Origin of the sequence: Paenibacillus sp. EC2-1 (genome assembly GCF_049311625.1) — a bacterium.
Classification (GTDB): domain Bacteria; phylum Bacillota; class Bacilli; order Paenibacillales; family Paenibacillaceae; genus Paenibacillus_AQ.
The window spans coordinates 3,774,012-3,798,799 of the sequence record NZ_CP186006.1; the positions used below are offsets into that span (position 1 = coordinate 3,774,012).

Annotated in this window: 27 protein-coding genes and 2 pseudogenes; 1 reads left to right on the forward strand and 28 read right to left on the reverse strand. The window is 38.5% G+C overall.

Going from position 1 to position 24,788, the window contains the following annotated elements; all coding sequences use genetic code 11:
* Positions 1-5: 5 nt before the first annotated feature.
* From ACK8P5_RS17715 to ACK8P5_RS17765, 11 genes are all read right to left on the reverse strand, one after another.
* Positions 6-512, reverse strand: a complete 507-nt coding sequence (locus tag ACK8P5_RS17715) for a GNAT family N-acetyltransferase (RefSeq protein ID WP_422657583.1) — start codon at positions 510-512, stop codon at positions 6-8.
* A 115-nt stretch (positions 513-627) separates the two neighbouring features.
* Positions 628-1,011 carry a RidA family protein gene (locus tag ACK8P5_RS17720; protein ID WP_422657584.1) on the reverse strand — a complete coding sequence of 128 codons (384 nt, stop codon included), beginning with the start codon at positions 1,009-1,011 and terminating at the stop codon, positions 628-630.
* 85 nt (positions 1,012-1,096) lie between these two features.
* On the reverse strand, positions 1,097-2,575 hold the full coding sequence (gene nhaC / locus ACK8P5_RS17725; protein WP_422657585.1) for a Na+/H+ antiporter NhaC: 1,479 nt from the start codon (positions 2,573-2,575) through the stop codon (positions 1,097-1,099).
* 29 nt (positions 2,576-2,604) lie between these two features.
* Positions 2,605-3,780, reverse strand: a complete 1,176-nt coding sequence (locus tag ACK8P5_RS17730) for a MalY/PatB family protein (protein ID WP_422657586.1) — start codon at positions 3,778-3,780, stop codon at positions 2,605-2,607.
* Between the two features lie 32 nt (positions 3,781-3,812).
* The gene (locus tag ACK8P5_RS17735) at positions 3,813-4,496 is read right to left on the reverse strand and encodes a helix-turn-helix transcriptional regulator (protein ID WP_422657587.1); all 684 of its coding nucleotides are present in this window, start codon (positions 4,494-4,496) and stop codon (positions 3,813-3,815) included.
* A gap of 188 nt (positions 4,497-4,684) precedes the next feature.
* A complete protein-coding gene (locus tag ACK8P5_RS17740; protein WP_422657588.1) occupies positions 4,685-5,479 on the reverse strand; it encodes an aminoglycoside 3'-phosphotransferase in 795 nt (264 codons plus the stop codon).
* A 44-nt stretch (positions 5,480-5,523) separates the two neighbouring features.
* Positions 5,524-5,943: a GNAT family N-acetyltransferase gene (locus ACK8P5_RS17745; RefSeq protein WP_422657589.1), complete on the reverse strand. Its 420-nt coding sequence runs from the start codon at positions 5,941-5,943 to the stop codon at positions 5,524-5,526.
* Between the two features lie 67 nt (positions 5,944-6,010).
* Complete coding sequence (locus ACK8P5_RS17750) at positions 6,011-6,673, reverse strand: HAD family hydrolase (protein ID WP_422657590.1); 663 nt, start codon at positions 6,671-6,673, stop codon at positions 6,011-6,013.
* A gap of 24 nt (positions 6,674-6,697) precedes the next feature.
* Positions 6,698-7,405 carry an SDR family NAD(P)-dependent oxidoreductase gene (locus ACK8P5_RS17755; protein ID WP_422657591.1) on the reverse strand — a complete coding sequence of 236 codons (708 nt, stop codon included), beginning with the start codon at positions 7,403-7,405 and terminating at the stop codon, positions 6,698-6,700.
* Between the two features lie 32 nt (positions 7,406-7,437).
* Positions 7,438-7,968 carry a DinB family protein gene (locus ACK8P5_RS17760; protein WP_422657592.1) on the reverse strand — a complete coding sequence of 177 codons (531 nt, stop codon included), beginning with the start codon at positions 7,966-7,968 and terminating at the stop codon, positions 7,438-7,440.
* Positions 7,969-8,128: 160 nt separating this feature from the next.
* Positions 8,129-8,668: a GNAT family N-acetyltransferase gene (locus ACK8P5_RS17765; protein WP_422657593.1), complete on the reverse strand. Its 540-nt coding sequence runs from the start codon at positions 8,666-8,668 to the stop codon at positions 8,129-8,131.
* Positions 8,669-8,932: 264 nt separating this feature from the next.
* Here ACK8P5_RS17765 and ACK8P5_RS17770 point away from each other — a divergent pair, with 264 nt between their 5' ends.
* Positions 8,933-9,946, forward strand: a complete 1,014-nt coding sequence (locus ACK8P5_RS17770) for an LCP family protein (RefSeq protein ID WP_422657594.1) — start codon at positions 8,933-8,935, stop codon at positions 9,944-9,946.
* A gap of 89 nt (positions 9,947-10,035) precedes the next feature.
* On the opposite strand, the gene ACK8P5_RS17775 is transcribed toward ACK8P5_RS17770, so the two are convergent.
* The 17 genes and pseudogenes from ACK8P5_RS17775 to ACK8P5_RS17855 all read right to left on the reverse strand — a co-directional run bounded on the left by ACK8P5_RS17775 (position 10,036) and on the right by ACK8P5_RS17855 (position 24,761).
* Positions 10,036-11,823: an ABC transporter ATP-binding protein gene (locus ACK8P5_RS17775; protein WP_422657595.1), complete on the reverse strand. Its 1,788-nt coding sequence runs from the start codon at positions 11,821-11,823 to the stop codon at positions 10,036-10,038.
* On the reverse strand, positions 11,811-13,586 hold the full coding sequence (locus tag ACK8P5_RS17780) for an ABC transporter ATP-binding protein (protein WP_422657596.1): 1,776 nt from the start codon (positions 13,584-13,586) through the stop codon (positions 11,811-11,813). The genes ACK8P5_RS17775 and ACK8P5_RS17780 overlap by 13 nt, the downstream gene beginning before the upstream one ends.
* Before the next feature lie 109 nt (positions 13,587-13,695).
* Positions 13,696-14,520: an aminoglycoside N(3)-acetyltransferase gene (locus tag ACK8P5_RS17785; RefSeq protein WP_422657597.1), complete on the reverse strand. Its 825-nt coding sequence runs from the start codon at positions 14,518-14,520 to the stop codon at positions 13,696-13,698.
* Positions 14,521-14,974: 454 nt separating this feature from the next.
* Entirely contained in the window at positions 14,975-15,823 is an 849-nt protein-coding gene (locus tag ACK8P5_RS17790) for a tetratricopeptide repeat protein (RefSeq protein WP_422657598.1), read from the reverse strand.
* Positions 15,824-15,927: 104 nt separating this feature from the next.
* Positions 15,928-16,371 carry a DUF6508 domain-containing protein gene (locus ACK8P5_RS17795; RefSeq protein WP_422657599.1) on the reverse strand — a complete coding sequence of 148 codons (444 nt, stop codon included), beginning with the start codon at positions 16,369-16,371 and terminating at the stop codon, positions 15,928-15,930.
* Between the two features lie 17 nt (positions 16,372-16,388).
* Positions 16,389-16,952 carry an SMI1/KNR4 family protein gene (locus ACK8P5_RS17800; protein WP_422657600.1) on the reverse strand — a complete coding sequence of 188 codons (564 nt, stop codon included), beginning with the start codon at positions 16,950-16,952 and terminating at the stop codon, positions 16,389-16,391.
* Positions 16,953-17,134: 182 nt separating this feature from the next.
* The gene (locus tag ACK8P5_RS17805; RefSeq protein ID WP_422657601.1) at positions 17,135-18,031 is read right to left on the reverse strand and encodes an AraC family transcriptional regulator; all 897 of its coding nucleotides are present in this window, start codon (positions 18,029-18,031) and stop codon (positions 17,135-17,137) included.
* Between the two features lie 76 nt (positions 18,032-18,107).
* Complete coding sequence (locus ACK8P5_RS17810; RefSeq protein ID WP_422657602.1) at positions 18,108-18,599, reverse strand: hypothetical protein; 492 nt, start codon at positions 18,597-18,599, stop codon at positions 18,108-18,110.
* A 61-nt stretch (positions 18,600-18,660) separates the two neighbouring features.
* Positions 18,661-19,152, reverse strand: coding sequence for an NUDIX hydrolase (locus ACK8P5_RS17815; RefSeq protein WP_422657603.1), 492 nt, complete (start codon positions 19,150-19,152; stop codon positions 18,661-18,663).
* A 15-nt stretch (positions 19,153-19,167) separates the two neighbouring features.
* Positions 19,168-19,785, reverse strand: a complete 618-nt coding sequence (locus ACK8P5_RS17820) for an alpha/beta hydrolase (protein ID WP_422657604.1) — start codon at positions 19,783-19,785, stop codon at positions 19,168-19,170.
* Between the two features lie 21 nt (positions 19,786-19,806).
* The gene (locus ACK8P5_RS17825; protein ID WP_422657605.1) at positions 19,807-20,901 is read right to left on the reverse strand and encodes a DUF3626 domain-containing protein; all 1,095 of its coding nucleotides are present in this window, start codon (positions 20,899-20,901) and stop codon (positions 19,807-19,809) included.
* Positions 20,902-20,959: 58 nt separating this feature from the next.
* Positions 20,960-21,463, reverse strand: coding sequence for a 2,4'-dihydroxyacetophenone dioxygenase family protein (locus ACK8P5_RS17830; RefSeq protein ID WP_422657606.1), 504 nt, complete (start codon positions 21,461-21,463; stop codon positions 20,960-20,962).
* Between the two features lie 195 nt (positions 21,464-21,658).
* Positions 21,659-21,769: pseudogene (locus ACK8P5_RS17835) on the reverse strand (class I SAM-dependent methyltransferase); the annotation flags it as partial.
* A 69-nt stretch (positions 21,770-21,838) separates the two neighbouring features.
* Positions 21,839-22,276: pseudogene (locus tag ACK8P5_RS17840) on the reverse strand (class I SAM-dependent methyltransferase); the annotation flags it as partial.
* 41 nt (positions 22,277-22,317) lie between these two features.
* Positions 22,318-22,926 carry a zinc dependent phospholipase C family protein gene (locus tag ACK8P5_RS17845; RefSeq protein WP_422657607.1) on the reverse strand — a complete coding sequence of 203 codons (609 nt, stop codon included), beginning with the start codon at positions 22,924-22,926 and terminating at the stop codon, positions 22,318-22,320.
* Between the two features lie 72 nt (positions 22,927-22,998).
* The gene (locus tag ACK8P5_RS17850) at positions 22,999-23,859 is read right to left on the reverse strand and encodes an ornithine carbamoyltransferase (protein WP_422657608.1); all 861 of its coding nucleotides are present in this window, start codon (positions 23,857-23,859) and stop codon (positions 22,999-23,001) included.
* A 41-nt stretch (positions 23,860-23,900) separates the two neighbouring features.
* On the reverse strand, positions 23,901-24,761 hold the full coding sequence (locus ACK8P5_RS17855; protein ID WP_422657609.1) for an alpha/beta hydrolase fold domain-containing protein: 861 nt from the start codon (positions 24,759-24,761) through the stop codon (positions 23,901-23,903).
* Between the last annotated feature and the right edge of the window lie 27 nt (positions 24,762-24,788).

A 24,788-nucleotide genomic window follows, 5' to 3' on the forward strand; every position in this document is an offset into this window, starting at 1 on the left:
CACGATCACGTCAATTTCTTCGTTAAATAAAGTGCGACATCATCGTCAATTAATACGGTATCTCCACGTTCAACATATCCTTCACCACGATATATTCCCTTTCCATCAGGAATATACCCGCGTTTTGCGTATAGAATTTGTGCATTACCATAATCAGAGAATACACCAACACCAATCCCGGCGATATCAGAACGCTCTTTAATAACCGCTTCCGCCTGTTCCATCAATTTAGAACCCACACCATAACGACGATATTTGATTAACACATTAAAATCATTGATCTCAGGGATTCCCTTCTCTTTAAAAGAGGGATAATGAGATTGCCATAGTATATTTACATAACCCGCAAAAGCTTGGTCCACTTCAGCAATTAAAGACACTCGATCACCATTTTGTTGTTCCTCAAGATATCTTAGATACAAATCAACAGGTTTATCCCAGCCTTGTTCTTTGAATGATTCGGAGATAACTACAGGGTCTTGCTCATTCAATTGTCTAATTCGGATATTCATATGTACGTTCCCTACTTTCATCTTTTGAATGGATAGCCTAGCAAAAATTAGGAATGATTAAATTATACCAGATAAAAGAAACCCCCGGTTTCCCGGAGGTCTCGATATACGATGATTATTTAACTGCGATGACCTCAATCTCTACAAGTCCATCCTTTGGAAGCTTCGCAACCTGAACAGCACTGCGTGCGGGATAAGGCTCTACGAAAAATGTGGCATACACTTCATTCACCGTTTGGAAATCGTTCATATCTTTTAGAAAAACAGTAGTCTTAACAACGTGCTCCATCCCATATCCTGCCTCTTCCAATATCGCTTTCACATTAGATAAGGATTGCTTGGCTTGTTCAAGCACCGAGTCTGGAAACTCTCCAGCAGCATTCATACCAAGCTGTCCGGAAGTAATGATCATATTACCAAATTGCACAGCTTGTGAATAAGGACCGATAGCACCTGGAGCGTTTGGAGTTGCGATGGTTTTTCTATTTTGGATTGTCATTTAGAATCTCTCCTTTATTTTACATATCACTTGCGTTTCATTATTCGTTCATCCTGAAAATACACACTTTACTACTGTATAATGGCTAAACCGTTTTCACTTCATCGTACTCTTTAAGCATTTCTTCTTGCTGCTCTGGTGTCAGCTTGGTGATCCCAAAGCCTGTGAAGCCCCAGATTGTTGCAAAGATTATACCCGTCCAGCATAGGATAGCCCAAGGTAAGTAGGACAGCGTTGCGACGCCAAGCGTACCCGCCATGTATGCTCCTGCTGCGGTCCATGGGAGAATCGGTTCAACAATTGATGCCGAGTCTTCAATCGTCCGGCCTAGGTTCTTCGGATGCAATCCCCGGCGGATATAAGCTTCTCTCAGCATTTCACCAGGCATTAAGATGGATACCTGACCATTACTTGTTACACCAATCATTGTCAAACCGGTTGCAATCGTTGCCAGAATCAGTGAACCCGTTGAATGCACATACTTGAGAATTTTATTCACAATCAATTCAAGAGATTTCGTCAATGAAATGGTACCTGCGAACGTAATGGCACAGAAGCAGATCAACAATGTTCCCATCATCGAGTTCATACCACCGCGATTTAGAAGACGTGGAATGTCTGGAAGTACCGCTGCCGCATCAAATCCCTGAACGTTAACCATTGCTACATCGAAGCCGTTAATAACGGAAGAGATCACATCATGCAGTGTAAATCCTTGAAAGATCATGCCGTTCGCCAACGCTACAAACGAAGAGATCAACATCACTGGGATCGTAGGTTTTTTGCGAATCGATCCATATAATACGATCAACACCGGGAGTAACAAGAGGAGATTCCAGTTAAATATGGTACTTAGCGTATCCATAATCGTAACAACCTTCTCTGGTATTGCTACATCGGCGCCGCCGCTGTTGAACCCCGTAATCAGAAAGACCGTTCCAGCGACAATAAAGGATGGTACTGTTGTATAGAGTACGTGACCAATATGTTCATACAGATTTACACCAGTCGAAAGCGCTGCCAAGTTAGTTGTATCGGATAGAGGCGATAGTTTATCACCGAAATAGGCACCCGCTACGACTGCACCAGCAACAGCAGCCAAGTTTACATCCAGACCTGCTCCAACTCCCATAAATGCAACCCCGATTGTACCCGCAGATCCCCAAGAGGTACCTGTACATAAGGAAACAATTGAAGTAACAATAAATGCCGTGATGAGCAAAAATTGCGGATTAATAATGTCGAGTCCATAATAGATCATCATCGGTATCGTACCGCCGATCATCCATGCCCCAATCATAAATCCAACAGTAATCAAAATTAGAATCGCTGGCATGGTCTTTGCAATTTTTTGCGCGATTGAACTCATAATATCATCATAACTATGTCCCAACTTAATAGCGATGATCCCAGCTACCACGGTGGAGATGATGATCAGCGGTTCTGGTGGCAATTCGAACAGAACGTACCCTAAACATAAGAGCAAGATCATGGTCACAATCGGTAGTAAAGCTAAGAACAGCGTGGGTTGCTTAATCGTCTTTTCCTGTTGTAGTTTAGCCATTGTAGGTTCCCCCTATGGATGTGTTCAAATTATCTGCTTCTTAAAGGGTAGTTCCTTGCCATTCGTTCAAAAGCCTCTTGCAATACCGCTCTAGGAGCACCGATGTTCAAACGTATAAATCCTTCACCATCTGCACCGAACGAAGTCCCAAAACTCACGCTAACTCGGCTTTTAGTCTGAATCCATTCGATTAAATCGCTTTCATGATGACTAATACTTCTACAATCTACCCACAATAGATAGGTTCCTTCGGCTTTCACGATTTCTAGAGCAGGCATATGCTCAGCGAAGAAATCTTCCGTGAATGATATATTATCTGTAATATAATTCCGAAGCTCATTTAGCCAATCATCACATTCGGTGTATGCGACCTCAAGTGCTGGCGGAGCAAAAAAAGTAGGATTATGAATACCAGCCTGACGCAATCCCTGCTGAAACCGCTCTCTTAAATGTTTGTTCGGAATCACAATGTTAGCGATTTCAAGGCTTGCTAAATTGAAAGTTTTCCCGGGTGAAGTGCAGATGATTGAGCGTTCTGCGATATGTTCTGATAGAGTCGCAATAATGGTATGCTCATGTCCTTCGTGAATAAAATCTGCATGAATATCATCCGATACGATCAACGCATCATAAGTAATGCACAGCTCGGCTATGCGTTCGAGCTCGCATTTTGTCCACACACGCCCAGTTGGATTATGCGGAGAGATGAGCAAAACCATCTTAACTCCCGCTTGCATTTGCTGTTCCATCGCTTCAAAGTCGATTTCATATAGTCCATCTTTAAGTTGCAAACGACTCTCTACAAGTTCCCTGTCATTGAGCTCAACAGCATTTGCAATCGGTTGATAGGCTGGGGTATGCATTAGAATACGGTCCCCCGGTTCTGTAAATCGCTGAATCATAATGGATACCGCTTGAATAATCCGAGGACTAAAGACAATCCACTCTTGCGGTACACTCCATCCGTAGGCTCGATCCAGCCACTTCTGCACCGTCTGATAATATGGAGGGAACGGATCGGTATATCCGTAGATTCCATGCCTTGCCATCTCACTAACCTTTTCTACGACTTGTGGAGGCGCTTGCAAGTCCATGTCTGCTACAGAAATAACGACCATATCTTCACCAAGGCTGTCCACCACGCCGTCCCACTTGGCACTATTAGTACCCAATCTACTGATCACTTGATCAAAGTTATAACTCATCATGTTCACCTTCTTGTATGGGTTCTAGATGTTTATTTCAGCTTTTGTAAATAACGATAGACGGTTGGCTCCGATATCGATAATGCGTTTGCTACCTGTGAAACGCCGCCCTTCAGTAAGAAAACGCCAAGATCATTCAATTCACGAACAATTTCAATCTTCTCCTGCGATGACAATCGTTCCGGTGGAATTGTTAATCTATTCGTGACCGAAGATACCATATGCTGAAGCAGATCATCCGCATTCCCTTGCAAATACTCGGTAGCTTGCTTTTCTTCCTTTGGCGCTTGATCTAGAGTAGCAGGTGCAATATAAGGGGTAGGTCCTCCCTGCAAAATATGTTGAATCCATTCCGCTGCTACTTCCATATGTGTAATATCAATGTTCAAGCATAGCAGTCCAACCAGCTTACCCTGATCAGTCTTAATAAAGTAAGTAGATGAGCGGAAGCTCTGGCCCATTTTCCCCGACGCTCTATAGTTCGCAATATACTGTTCCTCATGGTAAGCTTCGGTTTTAAGAATTTTTAACACGAGGTCAGTAGATGCATCTCCCACTTGTCGACCACTAATGTGTCCATTCTCAATATGAACAATCGAGTGCTCCGGATCACTGATATCATGCACAACGACTTCACATTTCGGACCCATAATGGCTGCAATAAAGGATGCGATCGGAAAATATTTCTCAAGATATTGCCTATTCTCACTCCCCATGAACGCCGAACTCCCCTCTCGGTTACTTTTAAAAAACAATGTTTATTTATTCTCTTAATAATAATTTATTATCTTGATAAAATCATATCATGTTAATAAAACGCTTTCAACTATTTTTTTAGTGGAAAAAAATATCAAAAAGACTGTATAACCTACCTCGGTAGATATACAGTCTTTAAATTTGCGTGTTACCCCCACAATAAACATTCTATAACTTGAAAATATCTAACCTTTTCAGGGTCAATAATATCCAGTCCATATGTATTATAAAATAAATCAACATATCGCTTCCCGAAATTCATAATAATGCTTTTCTCGGCAACTGCCAAATCATAATACCGCTCACCTATACCGCAATGACCTAGATCAAGGTATCCAGTCATCTGACCATTTCCTATGATAATATTCGGCATACTATAATCACCATGGATAAATACCAAATCTTCCGTAAGGTCCATGGCATATTTATGAATCTCAACTAAGGTACTCTCAACGTTCTTAATTCCAAATCTTCTTTTCAACTTTTCTTCGTTGATAGATCCAGTCTTAACATTCCGTTGGACCTTTTCCAACATAACTGGCAAGCAATTATCAAAAGGACAGTCAATTATCGGTACCTCATGAATGGTTCGGAGCCCTTGTGCAGCCAATCTAATAGCCTTAGAAATGCCATTCTGATGCGTTATATTGGATACCGGGGTGCCAAGCACTTCTTCCGTTAATAGATACTCAAATTCACCCAAAGTACCTTTTTCTATAATCTGAGGAACTGGCAGTTTATTTTGTAACCATAATAATTTTTGATCTTGAAGATCGACTGACTCATCAGTACCAATGGGTTGGATCTTTAAGTAGCAGTTGCTGCTATACTCACGCTGAATGTAAAAAGTGCTTGCGATATTTTCCCAGCATAGCGTTATAAGGTCGTTCTCAAGTTTTAATATCGTGATGAATTCTTCGAGTAATTCTTGCTTTAATTTCATATTAGGATCTCCATATAATAAAGCTCTCAAGTAAATGACCCAATCTACTTAAACAATGTAATTGTCCAGCTTTGAAATCCATTCTTCTCGTAAAATTCCATAGTTTTCTTCAAATCCTTGTTAGCTGAACTCACAATTATTCTATTCGTACCCTTTTCTTTTACATGACTAGTTACTTCACTTAATAATACTGAACCTATTTTTCGTTCCCTGTAATCTGGATCAATATAGATCTCATCAATTTCAAAATAGGATTGTTCGGATTCCTCAAAGATTACGAAGCCTTCGTTCTTCTTCACTTCGCCTATTAAATATCCAATAACTTTTTCATGATCGATAACAATCCAGAATTCATTGCTTACGTAATGCAGTAGATCATCGATTGAATTCCCCTTTAATCCATAGGTAATATCCTCTTCTTCCCACACCTTCGATAATGCCGCAACTTGATGTAGATCATTCATTTCTGCCCTTCTTATTATCATCATAAATCCCTCGTTTGATGAATTGTGGTTGTATATGATGTTTCGCCTAGAGGATCTCTAGCAATTCTCTTAAATGCTTAATTGTATGTTGAGGTCTGATTGTTATTTCATGTTTCCAGGGCTGATTGACTTCAATCCAAATGGTGTTCATCCCAGCTTTTCCTGCTCCTTCAATATCATTTATGGGATGATCTCCAATATAGACGCATTCTTCAGGTTTTAGTTCGATCTTCTCGTATGCCATTTGAAATATCTTGATGTTCGGTTTCTTAATACCTGCTTCTTCAGAGACAATAATGAAGTCAAAATCATTTCTAATGCCTAGTTGATCAATCTTGCCATATTGAATCATGTTTCTTCCATTTGTAATTAATCCAACTTTATACTTCTGACGTACATACTGAATCGTTTCTGCTGCATGTTCCATGAATAATGCATTCGTACTATATTGAGCACTATAATAATTCAACAAATCAGTGATATCCGGTTTCACTAACCAAGGGAGTTCTTCCAATAGCTCTGCAAATAATTTATTCTTGTCCTTATATCCATCCTCATCTAACTCAACAATCCGATGTACTATGTCCTCAATCTCTTCTACATGTTGAAAATATGTATTAACAAACGAATTAACAAAGTCTCTAAATGTGCTCATTCGATCTAATAACGTATTATCCAAATCGAAGATGACTGCTTTTATGTTCTCCATGGTCTACCCTCCGACTCCTTGTTTCTACCAAGGCATGTTCTGAACAAAAGGCTGTACAAACAATCCTGTATCATTAATGTCAACCTTTCTTATCCATTTATAAATGTTTTCTGCAGCAATAGCTGGATCTGTATCTGCATCTGTTGAGCGCCCTCTTGTTAATAATTGTCCTGGATGAATCGCACAAACGGTTATGTTGTCCTTCATCAACTCTTCGCCAAGACATATCGTAAACATATTCTGAGCAGCCTTAGCCATCCTATATGAATATGAAAATCCTGAGTTTTTAAATTCTCCAGATGCCATTCGACTTAATGATCCTAATCTTGATGAGATATTAATCACCCTTGGATTATCTGATTTTCTTAAATATTGGATACATGCTTGAGTCGTTCTGATCGCCCCTAAACAATGAATATTAAATAGGTCATTTACCTCTTCTGTTCTAACCGTTTCGATTAAAAATTCAGACCCCGATATTCCTGCATTATTAATCACAATATCAAGTGAATCTGTATTTCTACTTAAGTTAGTTTTTATGATTTCTATAGAATCATCACTTGTTAAATCCGCAACTATTGGAAAACATCCTGAAGGAAATTGCTTCTGTAATTGTTCCGCTGCTTCAACAGTTCTTACTACCGGAAATGTAATAAACGAACCTGAATGAAATGATTTTTGCAACTCGAGGCCTAGCCCTCGGTTGGCACCCGTTATTAATACACTTTCCATTGAACCCTCCTACAAAATAGTTTTTGCGAACACTAATTTAACAGAGAATTTTCAACATACCATTTTCTAAGCTGATTAATATGAGCTTGATGGTAGCGATTATGATCAGCCATATGCCACAGTCCCCAACGGATCGTTGCTTGCTTTTCATTTTCATGTCCGAAAGTGACGGTTCGATCTAGGTCAGCATCCGTTAATTGTGTGCTTGAATCCTTCAATAGGTTTATTACATCTTCAGATCTAGAGATCAGCGTGCACAGCGACAACCCTTTGACCATCGGAAGTCTATTATTTTCATCAATCATGGGGCCATATTGTTCTTTTAATGTCTGAGGAAGGGGTTGACCCTTTATTCTATAGACCCAATTCAGATCCACAACCAAGATATGTTTTATTAACTGAGCCGTACTATTAAATTTATTGTTAGGACCCTTGTAGTCTACCTCTTCTTGCGACATACCATCAGTAATGAATCGTAGCCGCTCATTATTCTGTTTAACTGCAGAATATAACATGCCTACTGTAGGTGACATATTTGCTTCGCCTTGTAGATCGTAAAGCATTTTAGGTCCCTCCTCATTATTCATTTCAGTTATCTCGATACGTATTTTAAGAGAGCAGAAAGACCCAACCTTAGATAACTATAATCTTAGGCTAGGTCTATTGTTGTTTTACTATCTTCCATGATTATACATCTGTAAAAGGAGATACGATAGCAAATTCTTACGTAGCCATCACATAGTGGACCTTTTCACAACTTTCTAAAAAATCATCCCGCTCAACATAATACAGATCATAAATCTGCTCCGTATAATTAATCGAGTCACATAATTGCTGATTTATATCATTTGCTAATTTGACATAGGGAAGCTTTTCTACTGCTTTCTTCGATCGTATATTTTGTTTGCGAATCTTTAGAAATACCGTTTCAATAGGATGTTCAAGAAACAATTCAGCTAAAAACGATTCCTTCGCACGTTGATTATACCCTTTTCCAAAGTAAGGGGATCCAATCCAGGTAGCCAAGAAGCCTGTTTTATGAACCCTATTATAGAGATCAATCGTACCGATCGGATGACCCATCTCATTTAAAATGGTTCTAGAAATACATGTCTCCTGTTCTTCTTCAACGATTAATTGTCTGGTCACGAATACATATTCTTCATACGATTGGCATGTATAACGAACATAAGGAAAAACCGCAGGGTCCATCATTAAATTGTACAGTGAATGGCATTCGAGCAAATCACGTTTTTTCAACATGTTATCTACCACCTAGTCCTTTTGATTCGCGGTATCAATCCATTTCAGTATATAAAAGGACATAGGGGAATACATAAAGTCTACATTTTCGTAGTGTAAAATTCAGCAAAATAATTACATTCCAACTCATTTTAGGGGTATAAAAAATCACCTACCAAGGAACTTTGTTGATTTTTCTGGAAATTGATCTAGAATAGGGAAGTGACTAGAAAGATCTGCTTCATACTTTATTTTTACAATTTTTCTTGAGGAGTTGTATGTTTGATGGAGTCAAGGAAGCTTCGAAACCGCAAAAAAATAAACAAAAAGAAATGGATTAGTATATCACTCTTAATTCTCATCATATTGGCAGGTGCGGGTTATCTATTTAGAAAGGAATTATCTATTTTTGCCTTTAACACACTTCTAAAAAAAGACGTTCAAACCGCTCTAAAAGAATCTTATAAACCATTAGACAATAAAAAAAGAAATACGAAAACCGTAGACAATGAACCTTTTTCCTTACTTCTTCTTGGAATTGATCAGCGCGATCAAGAGCCTAGTCGCTCCGATACCATTATCTATTCGGTCATTCGACCTAAAGATAACAAAATATTGTTAGTCTCGATTCCTCGGGATTCCTATACGGACATTATTGGTAGGGACGTAAAATCAAAGATCAACTCCGCTTTTGCTCATGGAGGAGCAGAAATGAGTATAGACACGATTGAGAATCTACTAAAAAATAAAGTTGATTATTATGGCACTGTAAATTTCAATGCTGTTATAGACACGGTTGACGCCCTTGGAGGAGTAAAACTCCCTATAACTAAGTTGATCGAAAATAAAAATCCGATTCATGAGAAACTAAGAATTGAACCTAACAAGCCATTATATTACGGGAAAGAAGCCTTAAGTTACGTTAGATACCGTGAGGATTCTGACTTTAAACGTACCGAGCGCCAACGTATTTTTATAAAAGCCTTGATGGAGAAAGTTTTAGAATTAAAAAACATCACGAAAATACCTGAACTCATCGAAATTGCCGGTGCTAACTTTGCTACAAGTATGGATCCCGATTATATTTTAGATTTAGCTGAAACCATTTTTCTAAAGGACGCTGCCCCTGTTATTGAGAGTTATATGTTACACGGTTCGGGAAAAATGAGAGGAAACACTTGGTTCTATGATATTGATCCAGCAGATTTAGAGTATACACAAAGCCTTATTTCGAATTGGCTAAGCAGCAGTATCACTAGTGCGGAACTTATTCAACCTAAAGATAAAGACGCGGAGTAGACATCAATTAAAATACATAATAGTTTATATGAACTTTAAAGGCACCCGTTATTTAAAACGAGTGCCTTTTTATGTATTTCAGTACATATTTATATATACCATCCCGCTTGCAAAGACCACATATTATGGTACTCCCCTTTACATTTTAGCAACTCATCATGTGTACCTATCTCAGCAATACGGCCATTTTTCATGACCACAATACGATCACACAAGCGCGCCATACCAAGGCGGTGAGAAACTAAAATCGCAGTCTTATCTTTTGCCATGCTTAGAAACCGATCGAATACTTCCGCTTCTGCCTTTGGGTCTAACGCTGCACTTGGTTCATCCAATAACACAAAAGGGCTACTGCGCATAAATGCTCGCGAGATCGCTATCTTCTGCCACTGACCTCCAGATAAATCCGTACCGTTAGCAAATTCCCTTGTTAATGGGGTCTGATAACCATTAGCTAGAGAAGCTGCTACTAGGTCGGCTCCTCCCAGTTTTGAAGCATTTTCTACTGCTTCCTGTACATGCATGTGTTCTACGTTCCCGTAACCTATATTATCGTATAACGTAAAAGCATAACGGTTAAAGTCCTGAAATGCAGCCGTCGTATTTACTCTCAGACTAGTCAAATCTGCATCTATTAAGGACACAGAACCATATAAGACTCTCCCTTTTTGAGGTTGATATAGCCCAAGCAACACTTTTACTAACGTCGTTTTCCCTGAACCGTTGTCCCCAATGATAGCTAATCGCTCACCAGCTTGTATTGTGAAGGATATATCGTGAAGTGTATTTTCCTTTTGCTGTGGATAACAAAAAGAAACATCTTGAACATCAACATCTACATTAGCATTTACAAGCTCTCTTCCTTCTTCCTCTTCAGGTGCCAGATCAAGATAGATGAATAAATCGTTCACTCGAAATAACATGTCACGAAAATAACTAAATCTACCTACAATGGTGTTCACTCCATCTTTTAATACTTGTAAAGCAATAAGAATCGCACCAAATTGAGATGCTAATAGATCTCCTTGTGTGACCGACCATGCTGCCCAACCCACCCCGAATGCTAGTCCAATAATCCCAATGATCGATAGACCTGCTCGTACAAAGTTTTGATTCCGTTGTTGGCGATATAATGGATCAGCAACTTCCCAGTAAATATTGTGCCACCAGCGAAGGAGTGAAGAAGACATACTGAACATTCGAACTTCCTTTGCAGCCTCGCGAGATGTCATCACGTTCTCTAAATAGTTCAACACTCTTTCCTTCTCGGTTTGTTGTCTTTTCAAAAAAAATGTTGATTTGGATTGGACCCACTGTGCAATAGGTACAGGTAAAGCAACAACGATCAATGCGATGAACAACCACATATTCCATGTACTGAGCAAGATAATAACAGAACTGACCGTAATAACAGATCTGATAATATCGAATATTTCCATTAACAAATTAAAAAACTCTCCCGGCTCGGTCATATTTTGAGCTCTGTTCAGAATATCGTGGAAGTCAGCCCGTTCAAATGTTTCTAATCGAAGACGATGTGCTTTCTCCTGTAGCTGTTTTGTGAGCGAATCTTCTAACTCTTGTTGTAACTGCTCTATATAAATCGAATAGAACGGCTGAATGAATCGATCCACAAGAACGATAACAGCCCAGATGGAGATGATCACTAACAATTCGGTAAACCTATGACTTCCTTGAAAGACAAGAAGTACTTCCTGAAAAATCTTACTGACGATATACACAGAAACTCCTGGTAAAATGCCTTGAAAAAGCAGCATACTGAAAATGATCAATGATTTTTTAAGATCAACAGTCATCATCCAATAGAAAAAACGATACAGCGAATGTAAGGCATTACCATTATTCATTTGTACCATTGTGACTGGACCTCCCACATACCCGAGTAAACCCCTTTTTGATCCAATAATTCTTGGTGACTTCCTTCTTCTACGATACATCCATCTTGCATAACAACAATGCGATCTGCTAAACGTGCCGACCCTAATCGATGACTGACCAGAAGTACAGCTTTCCCTTGAAACGCTGCTGTATACTGTGCATAAATGTTTGCTTCGGCGTTAGGATCTAATGCTGCCGTAGGTTCGTCTAAGATGAGAAGTTGTGGATTCCTAATCATCGTCCTACTTATGGCTATACGCTGCCATTGACCGCCCGACAGACCTTGTCCGCCATGGAATAGATGACCGATGTGCGTATCATATCCACGAGAAAGATTGGAGATAAACTCGTCAGCACCGCCAACGTTAGCCGCTTGACGAATCGACTGCATCTGAGAGGATACATCTTCGAGACTTTCTCCCTTTCCGGCTGCAATGGATTGAGCAGCAGTAAACTCAAAATTGAAAAAATCTTGGAAGCAAGCGCTTACAGATTGCTGCATACTTTTATAATGGATATCACTATATTCTATATCATCCACAAGAATTCGACCTTGCGTAGGTTTATATAAACCTAATAGTATTTTGACAAGTGTACTTTTACCCGCACCATTCTCGCCCACAAGTGCAACAAGCTCTCCCTTTTTAAGGTGAAGATTAATGTGCTGCAACGATGGTTTGCTCTGACCTGGATAAGTGAAACTAATATCTTGCAAAGATATGCCTCTTTCTATGGTTTCAGGAAACTCTGAATGAGGTGTGGTCTTCTCTCCTTCACCCGCTTCCGATAAGAAATTTCGAACATAGCCCGTTGCGATCGAATCTGTTATCATCTCTCCATATCCAGAACTCACTTGCTGGGCCGCATTCTGCATCCGTTCTACAGCTTGAAATAAAGATATAAAAACCCCTACTGTGATGGCCTTTGCTGACACAAAAAAAGCCAATAGGATTACAATAGATACTTCAACAAAATAGTAAATAAGAATAGAAGGCAGCATAGATAATTCTAAGTTCCTCTTCTTATTTAACTGTGTCTTCCTGAACTGAGTACGCTCTTCTTTCCAACGACCTATGAGGGTGCTAGAGAGTCCAAACAATCGAATCTCCTTTTGCTCTTTACGACCCGTTAGCAATCGATCAATATAGGAGATCCTTCTCTGCTCCTCAGTTTGATTATAGATAAGTTCCATCCATTGATTCGAGTATCTTGCCTCATATAATGCTCGTGGAATAACTACAGCTACAAGAACAATACTTATCCACGGCGATATGATCCAAAACAAACTTGCTATCGAGACAACCCCTATTATTCCCTGTAAAAACCAGAGCATATAGTGAAAAAAATGTTCCACTTTCCCACCAGGATTTTTACTGCGTTCTAACCGGTCGTAGCTTGAGCTTTCTTCAAAAAACAATAGTGGCAACTGCGTTGCTTTCTCTAACCGTTCTTTCCCAACAGAGTAATTCAGCTTTTGCCTCAATCTCACATTTAAAGGATCACGAAATCTCCATAAGATTTCGCTCGTTAGGATCAGCGTTGCTGCTAGAGCTACAATCCATGACACAACATCTTTAAACGCATCACTACCAGCACCTGCTGTTTGAATTACTGTATCGATCAGCCTTTGGGTAACATAAATCGTCAAGGCAGGCGCAAGTCCTTCTAGCATATTAAGCAGTAATAGTAGACTAGCAGGAATCGGAGCATTTCTAAATATGATGACTAATGACCACTTCAAGTTGGATAGCATTTTTCTAAATGTGATTCTTTGATTTTCACTCTCCAAGCAAATTTACACCTCTATTTTTAGATGCACAATATTCATTGTTATATGAATCATCAATATGTTAACTTCCAACTACATGTTCCGTTTTTATCTGATATTTTCTATTTCGATTCATCCATTCTAAGGCGAAATCAACCATATCTTTCTGTGGTATCAAATAACTCACAGCTTCTCCTACTTGTCCTTCTATTACTAAGTTAGTTTTTGATTTAAACTCATCAAAAATGTTATCAAAATCATCAGATTCATTATTAACATCATCATAAGTTTCCCATTGTTCTATTCCATTCACTAACAATTTCACTTCCCAGACTTTAGGTTCTATAAAAGTATTTGTCTGTTTATACTCAGCAAGATGTAATGAAGTATTGGAATTCGTTGAAACACCAAGTAATAAAATATATCCTTCTAAGTCATAAATTCTACCTAGCGGTGATGTCTCGCTTAATGCGTAATCCAATTGATGATCTCTCGTTATATCCCTAGCAGCTTTACCCCAAGCAGCAAATGACATATGAGGGTGTAAACTTCTTATGACTCCATCTTGTTTTCGAAATGTTTCTGGTATGAAACCCATATATGCAGTTGGTGTTAAATCAGGGTAATATATTGGCATATTTTCTTTTATTATTCTTATCTGCTCTAAGGTTAAGACATCATTGTTTTCCGTCGGAGCACACAAATGTTCCGATTGCGTCGGCATTACAATATTTCCGTTACATCCTACCGCCTCTTCCAATGCCAATATAACTGTAACAGGTCCCCCTATAACGTTTCCTATAGCTTTCAGAGAGGAGTGAACGATCAAAGTCATTCCTTCCTTTATACCTAGTCGTTTTAAATCATCGATAATTGTCTGTTTCGTCTGTAGAGTACTAGAATTCATTGTTATCTCCTTTAAAGATTGATTAATAAATCATCGAATAGGCTTACAAAATTCCAGTTTGTTTAAGATAGTTCATTCCCTGTATCCTGTACCATTCTATAAAATCATTCGTTACGAGCTCATGCTTGAGTTTCCTTCATTTCTTTAAATCTTCCTGATATCCAATGGTTCTTCCCATTTGATCCTTTGCCTTTACATCATGAATCCTTTAATTCTTGAAGTCTCAATAAAATCTTTGTTCATGCACTTTTAATCTCACTCATCTATGTTCATTTTGGAAGCGCCCACCTACATAAAAAAGAAATAGACCACATTGCTAAAGTAACGGTCTATTTCTCCACCTAATCAGTATGACAGACTGTGCCCTTTATGATGGGAAAAGTTCTTCGAAATTACTAAGATGTCGTTTTTCCTGGCATCAATCGTTTATAGTACCGGAAGTGTTCATTCACCTTCATAACTCTTTCAATCTAGCTATTCGATCAGGCTCATTACTTGTAAGCCACTGATCAAGAGAAAGCAATTCATAGGCCTTGCTGAAGTAGGGACTTGCCTCCACTCGTCTATCCAAGGCATACAGGCATTCACCTATCTCCTCATACACATATCCATCGGGTTCAACACCTTGCTCAACTTCCGTTAACAATAACTGCTGCATCTCTAGTGCCCTCGATGTCTGCTTCATAAGACGTAGCACCTTAGCTATACTCCATTTAGCAATAAAGATCAGATCTTCTCTTCCTTGCCCCTGTCTAAACTGAAGGGCACGTTCAAACAGATCAAGTGCCTCAGGTAGATTGCCTGCCTCCACCTGAGCCCAGCCAATATTGTTGTAGAGCGCGCCAAGCCAGCGACTGGCATTCGGATGCTGCTCAGCATACTCAAGCGCTAGCATATTCCAATCCATCCGTAGCTCTGGAGTGGTTTCCGCAATACCTAGCATATGTGCGGCATCAACTGCCAAAGCGTCTTCTCCAGACTCCCCCCCTAGTTCCCAAGCCTCTACGAATAACGGTAAAGCCTCTTCTTGTCTCGCTGAAGAATTCAAAACACGACCACGCTCTAATAAGTATCGAATTTGTGTTTTTGGCTTAGTATCTACCAGATTACTTTCAACCTGATCCAAGATCTCATGAGCCTCATCAAACTTCCTTTGCAAACCTAGAGCTCGTGCAATTTGGGTCAATAGTTCTGATATGTAGTTGAGATCTGCTGTATTCTGAACTTCCATTAACACGCGCCTGAATTTTCGTTCCGACTCATCCGCATGATTATAGTCCCATAGCTTGTCGAAATCTATCATGAATGACACTCCTTGTTATACCCATAATTTTCTCATCTAAAGTTGAATCATAACCTTTTTTCATTACTCTTCTATTTTATTCGGGCTCTGCCCGTGGATAGCTCTTATCTCAAACTGGGTCGTTTGTTGTTTGAATATAACACGACTACACATCTTGAATCCTTTAATTTTTGAAGTCTTAATAAAATCTTTGTTACATGCCCTTTTAAAATTACAGCAATAAATAAACCTTCATTGAATCGATCACCACGAATATAGCTAGTCATTAATTTCCTGAGCGTTACTAAATCTGCACTCATAATTCGTTCGTGAATACCAAGGTTATTTATGTCTTTGTAAATTTTATTCTCATCAAGCCACTGGCCCCAATCAAAAATCATTAAGAATCCCGTATCATTTAATACTTCTCTAAAACGAATCACTTCTTGGCTCTCAAGTCGGTATCCGTTCTTCTCTGTAAAAAAGTTGCTTTTAGAATCCTGAAAGTAATCAAGATAATGAAGCAATTCCTTGATTTCTTCGTTTGTAATCACTTCATCGTACGGCATGCTACTCCCCCTCCAATCTATGCTGAGACTAATAATCCGTTATTAATCCATTCTATTAGATTATCAGAAACTTTGATTGCATTTTCCGGGTTCATGTCTCCGCAATCTAATATAAATACTTCTGTAGATTCAGCTTTTTCAGCCATTACAAATATCCTTCCACCACTATCATCACCTATTGCAACGTATCCTTTCGCATAATCTGCAACTTCCCAAGTTATGTTTCTCTCCTCAATATCTTGTGTTCCATAAATCAAAACTCCATTATTCGTCAAGAAGCCATCCATTTCTAATAGTACACTCTTAAAAAGAGATGGGAACGTACTGGTCATCACTGCTTCTACTGAATCAATATGTATACTATTCCCTTTACCATTTTTAACGTGAAAATTAATATTTGAGTAATCTAATATAGGCATTCTATTCTCCTCGTATTCTTGATCTCTTAAAATTTCTTTGATCTCTCTTAATTCCTGTAATACTTCTCTAGTGTATTGGTTAGTTTTGGAGTTATCCACTCCAATTTTAACAATGAATATACCAAGAAATACGGAAATGACCAGCATTATAATAATCTCCAATATGTATCTCCTTTCTCAAGTAACAAAATACATACGTAATCTACTCTTAACCATCTATTTAATACTCGATAACGTTATGCATTTATTATCTGCAAGTAAGGAAAATCTTCGGCTGCCAAGATTTCCTCGACAGCCAGAGGCCATGCCTATGAATGATGCTTTTCTTTTTACTTGTTAGCCGATTACAATTTACGAACCGCAAACCAAAGCTCGATATAGTTAAGTCCGTCTTTTGTGCCGTACATTTCGAATTCCATCCCGTCCACTTGTTCATATCCTGCCGTAGGCAGCCATTCCGTATAGAAGCGTTGATAAAGTTTTTCGATCGTTTCGTTGAATTTATCCCATGGATGTGGATCTGATGGGAAAATGACCCAAGTTCGTGCCGGGATCGTTACTGAGGTATAACCTTCTGTGTTACTATAATTGTTTTTGAAGGCGCACAGCATATATGGGAAAGTGTCTGGACCGGTCTTTCGGTAACTGCATACAGCATGCACTGAATAAAGATCCCTACTGACGAACACCGGTAACTCTCCCGCACATGATTCTAATCGCTTCACCTCACCATTTGCATGACTTTGCTCCCATAACTTAGCCGGCGTCTGAAGTTCCTCCGAATTTCCTTCTGTATAGAATATGCCTTCAATACCAAATACCTCAAAGCTTTCCTTAGTCTCGATCCGATAATTCATTGCCTCTGCTCCTTTAATCGTGATCGAGAAGGATAGACGAGGGTAGGCTTTCATTTCAATTCCATTTTGACGTGCCATAGCAGGCGTGATCCCGTGCATCGCTTGGAATGCTCTAGCAAATGAAATTGGTGACTCGTATCCATACTTCAATGCGATATCGATCACTTTCTCGGTCACACCCTGTTGAAGCTCGAACGCAGCAAGCGTCAAACGCCTCCGCCGAATATATTCCGCCAACGACACGCCAGTAATGAACGAGAACGTTCTCTGGAACTGGTAAGATGAACTGCAGGCCATGCGAGCAACATCACTCAGTTGGATCTCCCCGGCCAAGTTTGCTTCAATATAGTCTACAGCACGATTCATCCGTTCAAGCCACTCCATCTCATTCCCTCCTCCTCTCGGATTCAATTATAGACAGAGCAAAAGATTACTTCGCAACATTTTATGCCCGAAATAGTTACTTCTCTAGAATCCACCTTCCATTACCTGTGATTCTTATTAATTTATCCTGATATACACTTATTTTAGCTTCGAAATGTCCTCTATTTCTCTCAAAATCATTTGTCCATTCAAACATCATTTTCAGCATTTTGAAATCAGACTTGTAATGTGCCTTTTCAAGCCCTAACTGTTGTTTAAGAAATCTAGTAACTATTCTAACTCTACGTTTCCACAGAGGCGTGTCAAGAAATATGATGGTATCAGCCATATCGTATAAACACTGGTATGACTCTCGATCTGTTCCTTCAAAAATCCAATCCCCGTGTCTATCAATATCTTTAATGACTTCAATCTGTTCTTGTGGTGTGCGCTTGATTCTTCCATTATTCGTTTGAACATGAACGATAGAATCAAGTTCATACCAAGGTATTTCGATGTGCTTTGATAAGCGTTTAGCGAGTGTTGTTTTTCCGCTAGCCACGATTCCAATTATAAAGATCTTCTTCATTGAACTTACCACCTTATGCAGCCCTTATGGTTTACGGTTTACCCAACTTGGAATATGGTGTTCAAGAATTGATTTGATATTCATCGTTGATATAATGCTTTATCTGATTCTTATCCTTCAAATTAAATAATTCAGTCTTTAATATGTCTGGATACACATGTAATTGATCTAATTGTTCCAGTGGAAACCATTTAAATATAAGTTTTCCTCCTTCTTCAATCCCTAGGAATTCTTCGTCTGTTCTTGTAAGCTCATGCCCTTCGGGTAAATCAATTAAGTAATAAAATCCAATCTCATGATAGCGTTTACCATCATACTCAAAGAAGTCCTCATTCACAAAAAACAATTCTTTAATTCGAACGTCAATATCTAACTCCTCTTTAAATTCTCTAACAATCGTTTGATCTGTAGATTCATTAAATTCCACTCGCCCCCCAGGAAGATTCCAAAAATCGTCTGTTTGCGTGGTATGTAATAACACTCGATTGTTTTGAATTGCGATGCCAGCTACCCTAAAGTTAAATTTATTATTTTCTCTTTCAAACGTGATCATTGTACAGCTCCTTAGTTATTTATTAATAAAATTCATATATATTCTCACAACTCTACCTAGTATCTCAATGCTTTCAGCCACATTGTTGGATTCTAGAGAATGATTTGCATTAGGTATTTCAATGACCTCTCTAACTTCATCGACATGTATATGTTTTGCAAATTCGCTATTAAACACTTCATCCTTTGTTCCATAGACTACTAGTCCGTTAAACTTGTTGATATATGGAATGGTGTCTTTTATCGGTGTCAAAAATATATGTCTTATTGGAATATCCAGCTTCTCGTGAACTTCTCCAGCAACTATGGTTCCTATACTCTTACTAATAAAAATAACTTGTTCATACTTGCTTATGATTCGTTGTACCGATTCGTGGCTTTCTTCTATTACTCGATGCAATTCACTCATATCCAAGTTGTCTCTCGCAGCTTGATATCCATATTCAAGTACCATTAAGTCATAACCACTTTGAATTGCAGATGTTCCAGCAAAATGTAAAATTGGTTTATCACAAGGATAGTTTTTTCCGGGAAAAAGGACGACCAACTTATCGTTTTTCTCTTTAACTTGATAATATTTTTGTCTCATATCCGTTTTCCAAGACGAGGCCACATTTAAAATCTCTAATTTCACTGTCTCCCACCCTTTCCTGCTTCAAGAACTCTCAAAAGAGTCACCAAATTGAACTAATACGTGCCACATATATTTTAATTCCTGAAGCACTTCTTCATAGCTCCCACGGTCTTTCCACAACTCCGGACTGCGTTTCAAGTCGTTAACCGCAGCACCGATCACACTAGCATCTACGTAACTATTTTGAGCTATCCTCTTGCCTAAAGAAGGCATCGTAGGTCCTCTAAAATCTGAAGGGATTTCTTCTACACGCATAGAAAATCCCATATGCCAATATAGTTTGATTGAATATTTAAAGCATATTTGCTCTAATAACTCCCCTATATACGTTCCTTTGAACGATGGATCCGCAACAAGCATATCTATATCGTCTTTTAAACGGATGTCACCGTGAACCTGGGCTTCAATATAGTGGTTTTGATTTCTTTTGGGTTCTCGGTTTGAGGGATCTTTGAATGGACTTTCAAGATCAATTAACAAATGCTCAATTAATTTCCTTGGCGTCAGTTCTTTCTCACCTAACCCTCCATTTCGAATAAAAGCCTCTTTAAATAATGATGCTAAAATATCATCGAACTCACTATACGTACCTTTTTCCTTCGGGTCTAGATGTGAATCTAAATAACTGAATGTACAGCGTTGGGAAACTTCTGGGGCAAGAAGAAAATAACAGGAACCAAACATGGGAGCAGGCCCATCTGGGTGTAACAATAGATTTAGTGCCCCATACTTAGGACGCTGAGTATTCGTAACTCCCTCTACATGATAAGCATCTCCAAACATCTTTTTCTCCCAAAGGTCACGTGCACCTCCCGGATAAGCAGATACGCTGCCATTTGAAATGTTAGTTTCAAACTGACTTTTGTAGATCCCCTGCTCTAACAATGACTGCGCAACGCATTTCATGTCCTCAACTGGCCGGTCTGGATGAAAGTGTAGGGCAACCCTTGCATATTTATATATTTTTGAAATGGCATCCGCATAAGTTCCCCAAGGGATACTGGACATTAGTAAAACTTCCTCTATGGATTTCTGAGCTGCGTTTTTTCGTGTACGGGCATATTTTGTAATGTGTTCAATAGCTAAATACTGTGAATTTGATAAGTTACTAGACATTCATATCCCCCTTCCCACTTTAATGAAGAAACCTTACTGCATCTGTGCCATTAACCTCTCAATAAATAAGATCTTCTCGAAACTCTATTCCCATTTCATTACAATAGTCCTTATACTTCTTCATTACTGTATAAATATCATCTTGTCCAATGATTTGGTTATCTTCATCAAAATATTGAAGGCATCCACCTAATATAAACAAAGTAATGACTTCTTCATCTTCTGTAATAAGCGTATGAATATCCCCAGGTGGCTCAAATATGAAACTTCCTGGTTTTGCAATCCAATCACGCCCCTCATATCTCCATTGTCCTTGAAGATTATATCCAATAACAGATCCACCGGTATGCCGGTGACGAGCCAACACTTGATTGCTCTTAATTTTGAATAGATATATCCAAGTACCTGTTGCTAGGTCAAATCTGAGAGGCTTAAAGTAGCAATTCGCTTCTTTCCCTTCATCAAAAGGAACCCAAGGCAAATCATCAATATCGAATACTCTTTCAGGTAATTGAATCGATTCTGCTAGTTTTATAATTGAATCTTTAACGATTTGATTCATTATTCATGCTCCCTTTATATTTTTTTTAGATTGCTGGAATATCGTTCAAAAACCTGCAGTATTTTAAAGCTTTCTTGCTTTGATAACGAAGGTGACCGGAAACATCTTAGCCCTTCTTACAAAATCACTATTTTCATCGTGCATTTGTATGATCTCGCTCTCGGTCTCTTCAACCATTTGTTCAATCACAAACCCTGCTCTCGCAAGCGCATTGATATAGGTTGATAGTTTTCGATCCGATATAGCTAGTTCGCCTTGACAAAAATCAGGAGAAACGGAATACCATGATTCATCAAAATAACATTTGTTAAAAACAAATCTATCATTTTCTTTAACAACACATCTATGTATAGGATGAGACCAACTAAAAATAAATACGCCATCTTTTTTTAAATAAGAAGCAATACGGCAAAAAGTGCCTTCAAGATCGGTTGTCCAGCCTATGGCATAAATCGAATATACAAAGTCAAAATAATCGAGGGGTATGTCGCTTTCTTCTTCCATGGGAGAACAGATCAAGGTTGCTGAAAGACCACATGCCTTCAAGTGTTGCTCCGCCTTTTCAATCTGTTTCTCTGATAAGTCCATTCCCCACAATTCAGAAGCTTTGCGTTCCCCCTGATATTGCAGGGATTGGCCATTACCACAGCCTATTTCTAACATCTTTTTTCCTGAGACATCTCCAAAAAGTTGACATGTTTCTTCTGAGATAAATGATCCATAGTAAGGAAGCACAATTGCTTTTAAAAAATCATTTCCTTTGGTATCCCAGTAGAAGCTGTTTGTTTCATAAACATTATGCTTGTTCATCATGCTGAGCTCCTCTCTTACAATTTAGTTCGTAGCCATTTTTACTACATCAGCTTTTGTAAATTCATAATTCCTACGTTAACTGAAGTTTCAATATACCCTTTAATCTGTATGAAACTAAAGACATTTAGTGGTTCTTGAATTAATGATTGTTCATATTCCATATCAGCTAGAACATGTGGGACGAGATCAAGAGCCTCACTAGAGTTCACCTCTTGAAGATCAATGACTGCTCGGGCATTTTTCTGGAGGGCTTTCCTCATTTCTTCCGTACAATCATAGTGCTCTAAGAGCTTTCCATTAAGTAATCTGAAATCATGATGATAAAGTGGGTAGACTTCAGGATCTTCCTCCATCCGATTCCTCAACCATGGCATATAAAATCCCTTCATCCACTGTTCATCTGCGATCAAATGTGCAAAATATCCAAGAACATATAGGTTGTTAGAATGGATTTTATATTTATTTAAGAATCCAAGGTAATCTATATGTCTTGTGAAATTATGATGTTCTCCTTTATAGAAATGCGATTCATCTTTTGTTTGAACCGCATCTGGAGCAATGCTACCAAGTAAAAATGAAGTTCGATCTTCAACATTCAACTTCTCGGCAATTTGTTGTCCGATGATTAAGTGCATAATTCTCGATCCCATTATTAAATCTCCTCACAACTTAATGGTTATCTCCAATTTCCTATTTATTTCGAAAATCCATTATTAAACGATTCATTGACCTTTCGGGAGCAATCCCAGGCACTGAATAATTATCGCTTGTTGAACATATAACAGATTCTTCTTAAAGGAATGGCCTACAAAATAACTGGAATGTACTGTATCATCACTCACTTCCTGACCTCTGAAAAAAGGAGGACACGGGTTCAATAATGCATTTTTATTGGTTAAATTCAATCTTTCCATGTTTACTTGATACTGTGACAGGTATTCATCATTTTGATACTTAATTGGTAATGAATCGGTTAGAACAATATCACTGCCATTCATTGTTGTTTCTAGATCTGTTGAGAAATGATAATTCTCATCATCTTTGCATACATTATTTCCGCTAGTACAGACATGATTTAATTTGAGATTTAGGACTTTCGCGATTTCAACCCAAGACTTAACAATATTCCCGGCTGGGCTTACAAAAGTATACGTAAGTTCCCTAAATTCTGGCCGAATCTCTCGTATTGAATATATGTCCGAGAGAACTTCACATGGATGATTGTCAGAAGACATTGCATTAATAATCGGAATGAATGAATGTTCAGATATTTTCATCATTTTATTAAAATCAGGATGTCTAATAATGACACCATCAGCCCAGTTGTTTAAGTAACCTATTACATCTTCAAGTTCTTCTTTTTTATTTAATGTATCTGGAGGAAAGAGAATACAATTCCCACCGAGTTGTTGAATTCCTTTTTCAAAAGTCACTCTAGTCCTTAAGCTAGTTTCCGAAAAAAATAAGATGAAGGTTTTACCTTCTAGCACCTTTCTAAATTTATTATTTCTGAGTTCATCCGCAATATGAAATATCTCGTCAATTCTGTGTAATGATAAATCTGAAAGTTTCAAAAAATTCATAAAGAATCCCCTTTATTTCTATTCCTTGTATCTAAGAACCACTACAAATGAATTTTCAAAAATTCAATTAATTCTGTAAATGCCCTTTGAACCTGCTGATCTGTAAAATTGTGATCAAATACATGATCTGCACCATCAATTGTTATTAGCTTTGTATGTACTCCCATATCTTTGAGTTTTTCATGCATAATAATAGACTGTTCGTATGGAACATCCGTGTCCTGATTCCCATGAATAAATATAGTTGGCGGATATTCTTTTGTAACATTGTCAATTGGATTGTATGGTTTTAACTTCTCTATATCTAATGTAGGATCCATCTTCGTCACTTCTTGAATCCATCTTCCTTGTTGACGACAATAGACGTAATAATCAAACCTATCCCACTTACCATCTGTAATTTCAACATTACCAATTCGATTAACAGCACTTACCCTATCTATTAATGGTTTCTTACAGTAGTAGTCACTTGGATGTGTGTACCAACTGCCTAAAATATCCCCATACCCATAGAATGAGACAATAGCATTGGGTCTGTAATCCATTGTTCCAGTTAGTAGGCTAAGGTATCCACCTGCTGATCCACCCATTACTGCTATTTTATTAACGTCATAATCGTACCATTCCGTTGCTTCCGTTCGAACCCAATGGATGGCATCTCTAATATCTTCAATGATACATTCAAAGTCAGTTTCTGGCGCAAGGCGATAATCGATATTGACCAAGCTATACCCACGATTAGTCAAATACTCTATCTGTTCAACGGGCAACCATTCTCTTGTTCCAAATATTAAAGCACCACTATGGATATAGATGATTACAGGAGACTTGGCTCCTTGATAATATATATCTGCACGGATAGAACACTCTTCTGTCTGCTTATAGATCCTTGTTTCTTTCATGGATTCCTCCCAAGAGCTCGAGCATTT

Coding starts and splice junctions, on each gene's coding strand:
- ACK8P5_RS17765 (WP_422657593.1), bottom strand. CDS start 8,668: ATGTTGAAAAAACGTGATTTGCTCGAATGCCATTCACTGTACAATTTA.
- ACK8P5_RS17855 (WP_422657609.1), bottom strand. CDS start 24,761: ATGAAAGAAACAAGGATCTATAAGCAGACAGAAGAGTGTTCTATCCGT.
- ACK8P5_RS17715 (WP_422657583.1), bottom strand. CDS start 512: ATGAATATCCGAATTAGACAATTGAATGAGCAAGACCCTGTAGTTATC.
- ACK8P5_RS17805 (WP_422657601.1), bottom strand. CDS start 18,031: ATGGAGTGGCTTGAACGGATGAATCGTGCTGTAGACTATATTGAAGCA.
- ACK8P5_RS17760 (WP_422657592.1), bottom strand. CDS start 7,968: ATGCTTTACGATCTACAAGGCGAAGCAAATATGTCACCTACAGTAGGC.
- ACK8P5_RS17795 (WP_422657599.1), bottom strand. CDS start 16,371: ATGCCGTACGATGAAGTGATTACAAACGAAGAAATCAAGGAATTGCTT.
- ACK8P5_RS17745 (WP_422657589.1), bottom strand. CDS start 5,943: ATGAATGATCTACATCAAGTTGCGGCATTATCGAAGGTGTGGGAAGAA.
- ACK8P5_RS17790 (WP_422657598.1), bottom strand. CDS start 15,823: ATGATAGATTTCGACAAGCTATGGGACTATAATCATGCGGATGAGTCG.
- ACK8P5_RS17770 (WP_422657594.1), top strand. CDS start 8,933: ATGGAGTCAAGGAAGCTTCGAAACCGCAAAAAAATAAACAAAAAGAAA.
- ACK8P5_RS17740 (WP_422657588.1), bottom strand. CDS start 5,479: ATGAAATTAAAGCAAGAATTACTCGAAGAATTCATCACGATATTAAAA.
- ACK8P5_RS17720 (WP_422657584.1), bottom strand. CDS start 1,011: ATGACAATCCAAAATAGAAAAACCATCGCAACTCCAAACGCTCCAGGT.
- ACK8P5_RS17850 (WP_422657608.1), bottom strand. CDS start 23,859: ATGAATTTTTTGAAACTTTCAGATTTATCATTACACAGAATTGACGAG.
- ACK8P5_RS17755 (WP_422657591.1), bottom strand. CDS start 7,405: ATGGAAAGTGTATTAATAACGGGTGCCAACCGAGGGCTAGGCCTCGAG.
- ACK8P5_RS17730 (WP_422657586.1), bottom strand. CDS start 3,780: ATGAGTTATAACTTTGATCAAGTGATCAGTAGATTGGGTACTAATAGT.
- ACK8P5_RS17785 (WP_422657597.1), bottom strand. CDS start 14,520: ATGAATTCTAGTACTCTACAGACGAAACAGACAATTATCGATGATTTA.
- ACK8P5_RS17775 (WP_422657595.1), bottom strand. CDS start 11,823: ATGGTACAAATGAATAATGGTAATGCCTTACATTCGCTGTATCGTTTT.
- ACK8P5_RS17830 (WP_422657606.1), bottom strand. CDS start 21,463: ATGAATCAAATCGTTAAAGATTCAATTATAAAACTAGCAGAATCGATT.
- ACK8P5_RS17815 (WP_422657603.1), bottom strand. CDS start 19,152: ATGATCACGTTTGAAAGAGAAAATAATAAATTTAACTTTAGGGTAGCT.
- ACK8P5_RS17750 (WP_422657590.1), bottom strand. CDS start 6,673: ATGGAGAACATAAAAGCAGTCATCTTCGATTTGGATAATACGTTATTA.
- ACK8P5_RS17810 (WP_422657602.1), bottom strand. CDS start 18,599: ATGAAGAAGATCTTTATAATTGGAATCGTGGCTAGCGGAAAAACAACA.
- nhaC (WP_422657585.1), bottom strand. CDS start 2,575: ATGGCTAAACTACAACAGGAAAAGACGATTAAGCAACCCACGCTGTTC.
- ACK8P5_RS17825 (WP_422657605.1), bottom strand. CDS start 20,901: ATGTCTAGTAACTTATCAAATTCACAGTATTTAGCTATTGAACACATT.
- ACK8P5_RS17845 (WP_422657607.1), bottom strand. CDS start 22,926: ATGGGATCGAGAATTATGCACTTAATCATCGGACAACAAATTGCCGAG.
- ACK8P5_RS17735 (WP_422657587.1), bottom strand. CDS start 4,496: ATGGGGAGTGAGAATAGGCAATATCTTGAGAAATATTTTCCGATCGCA.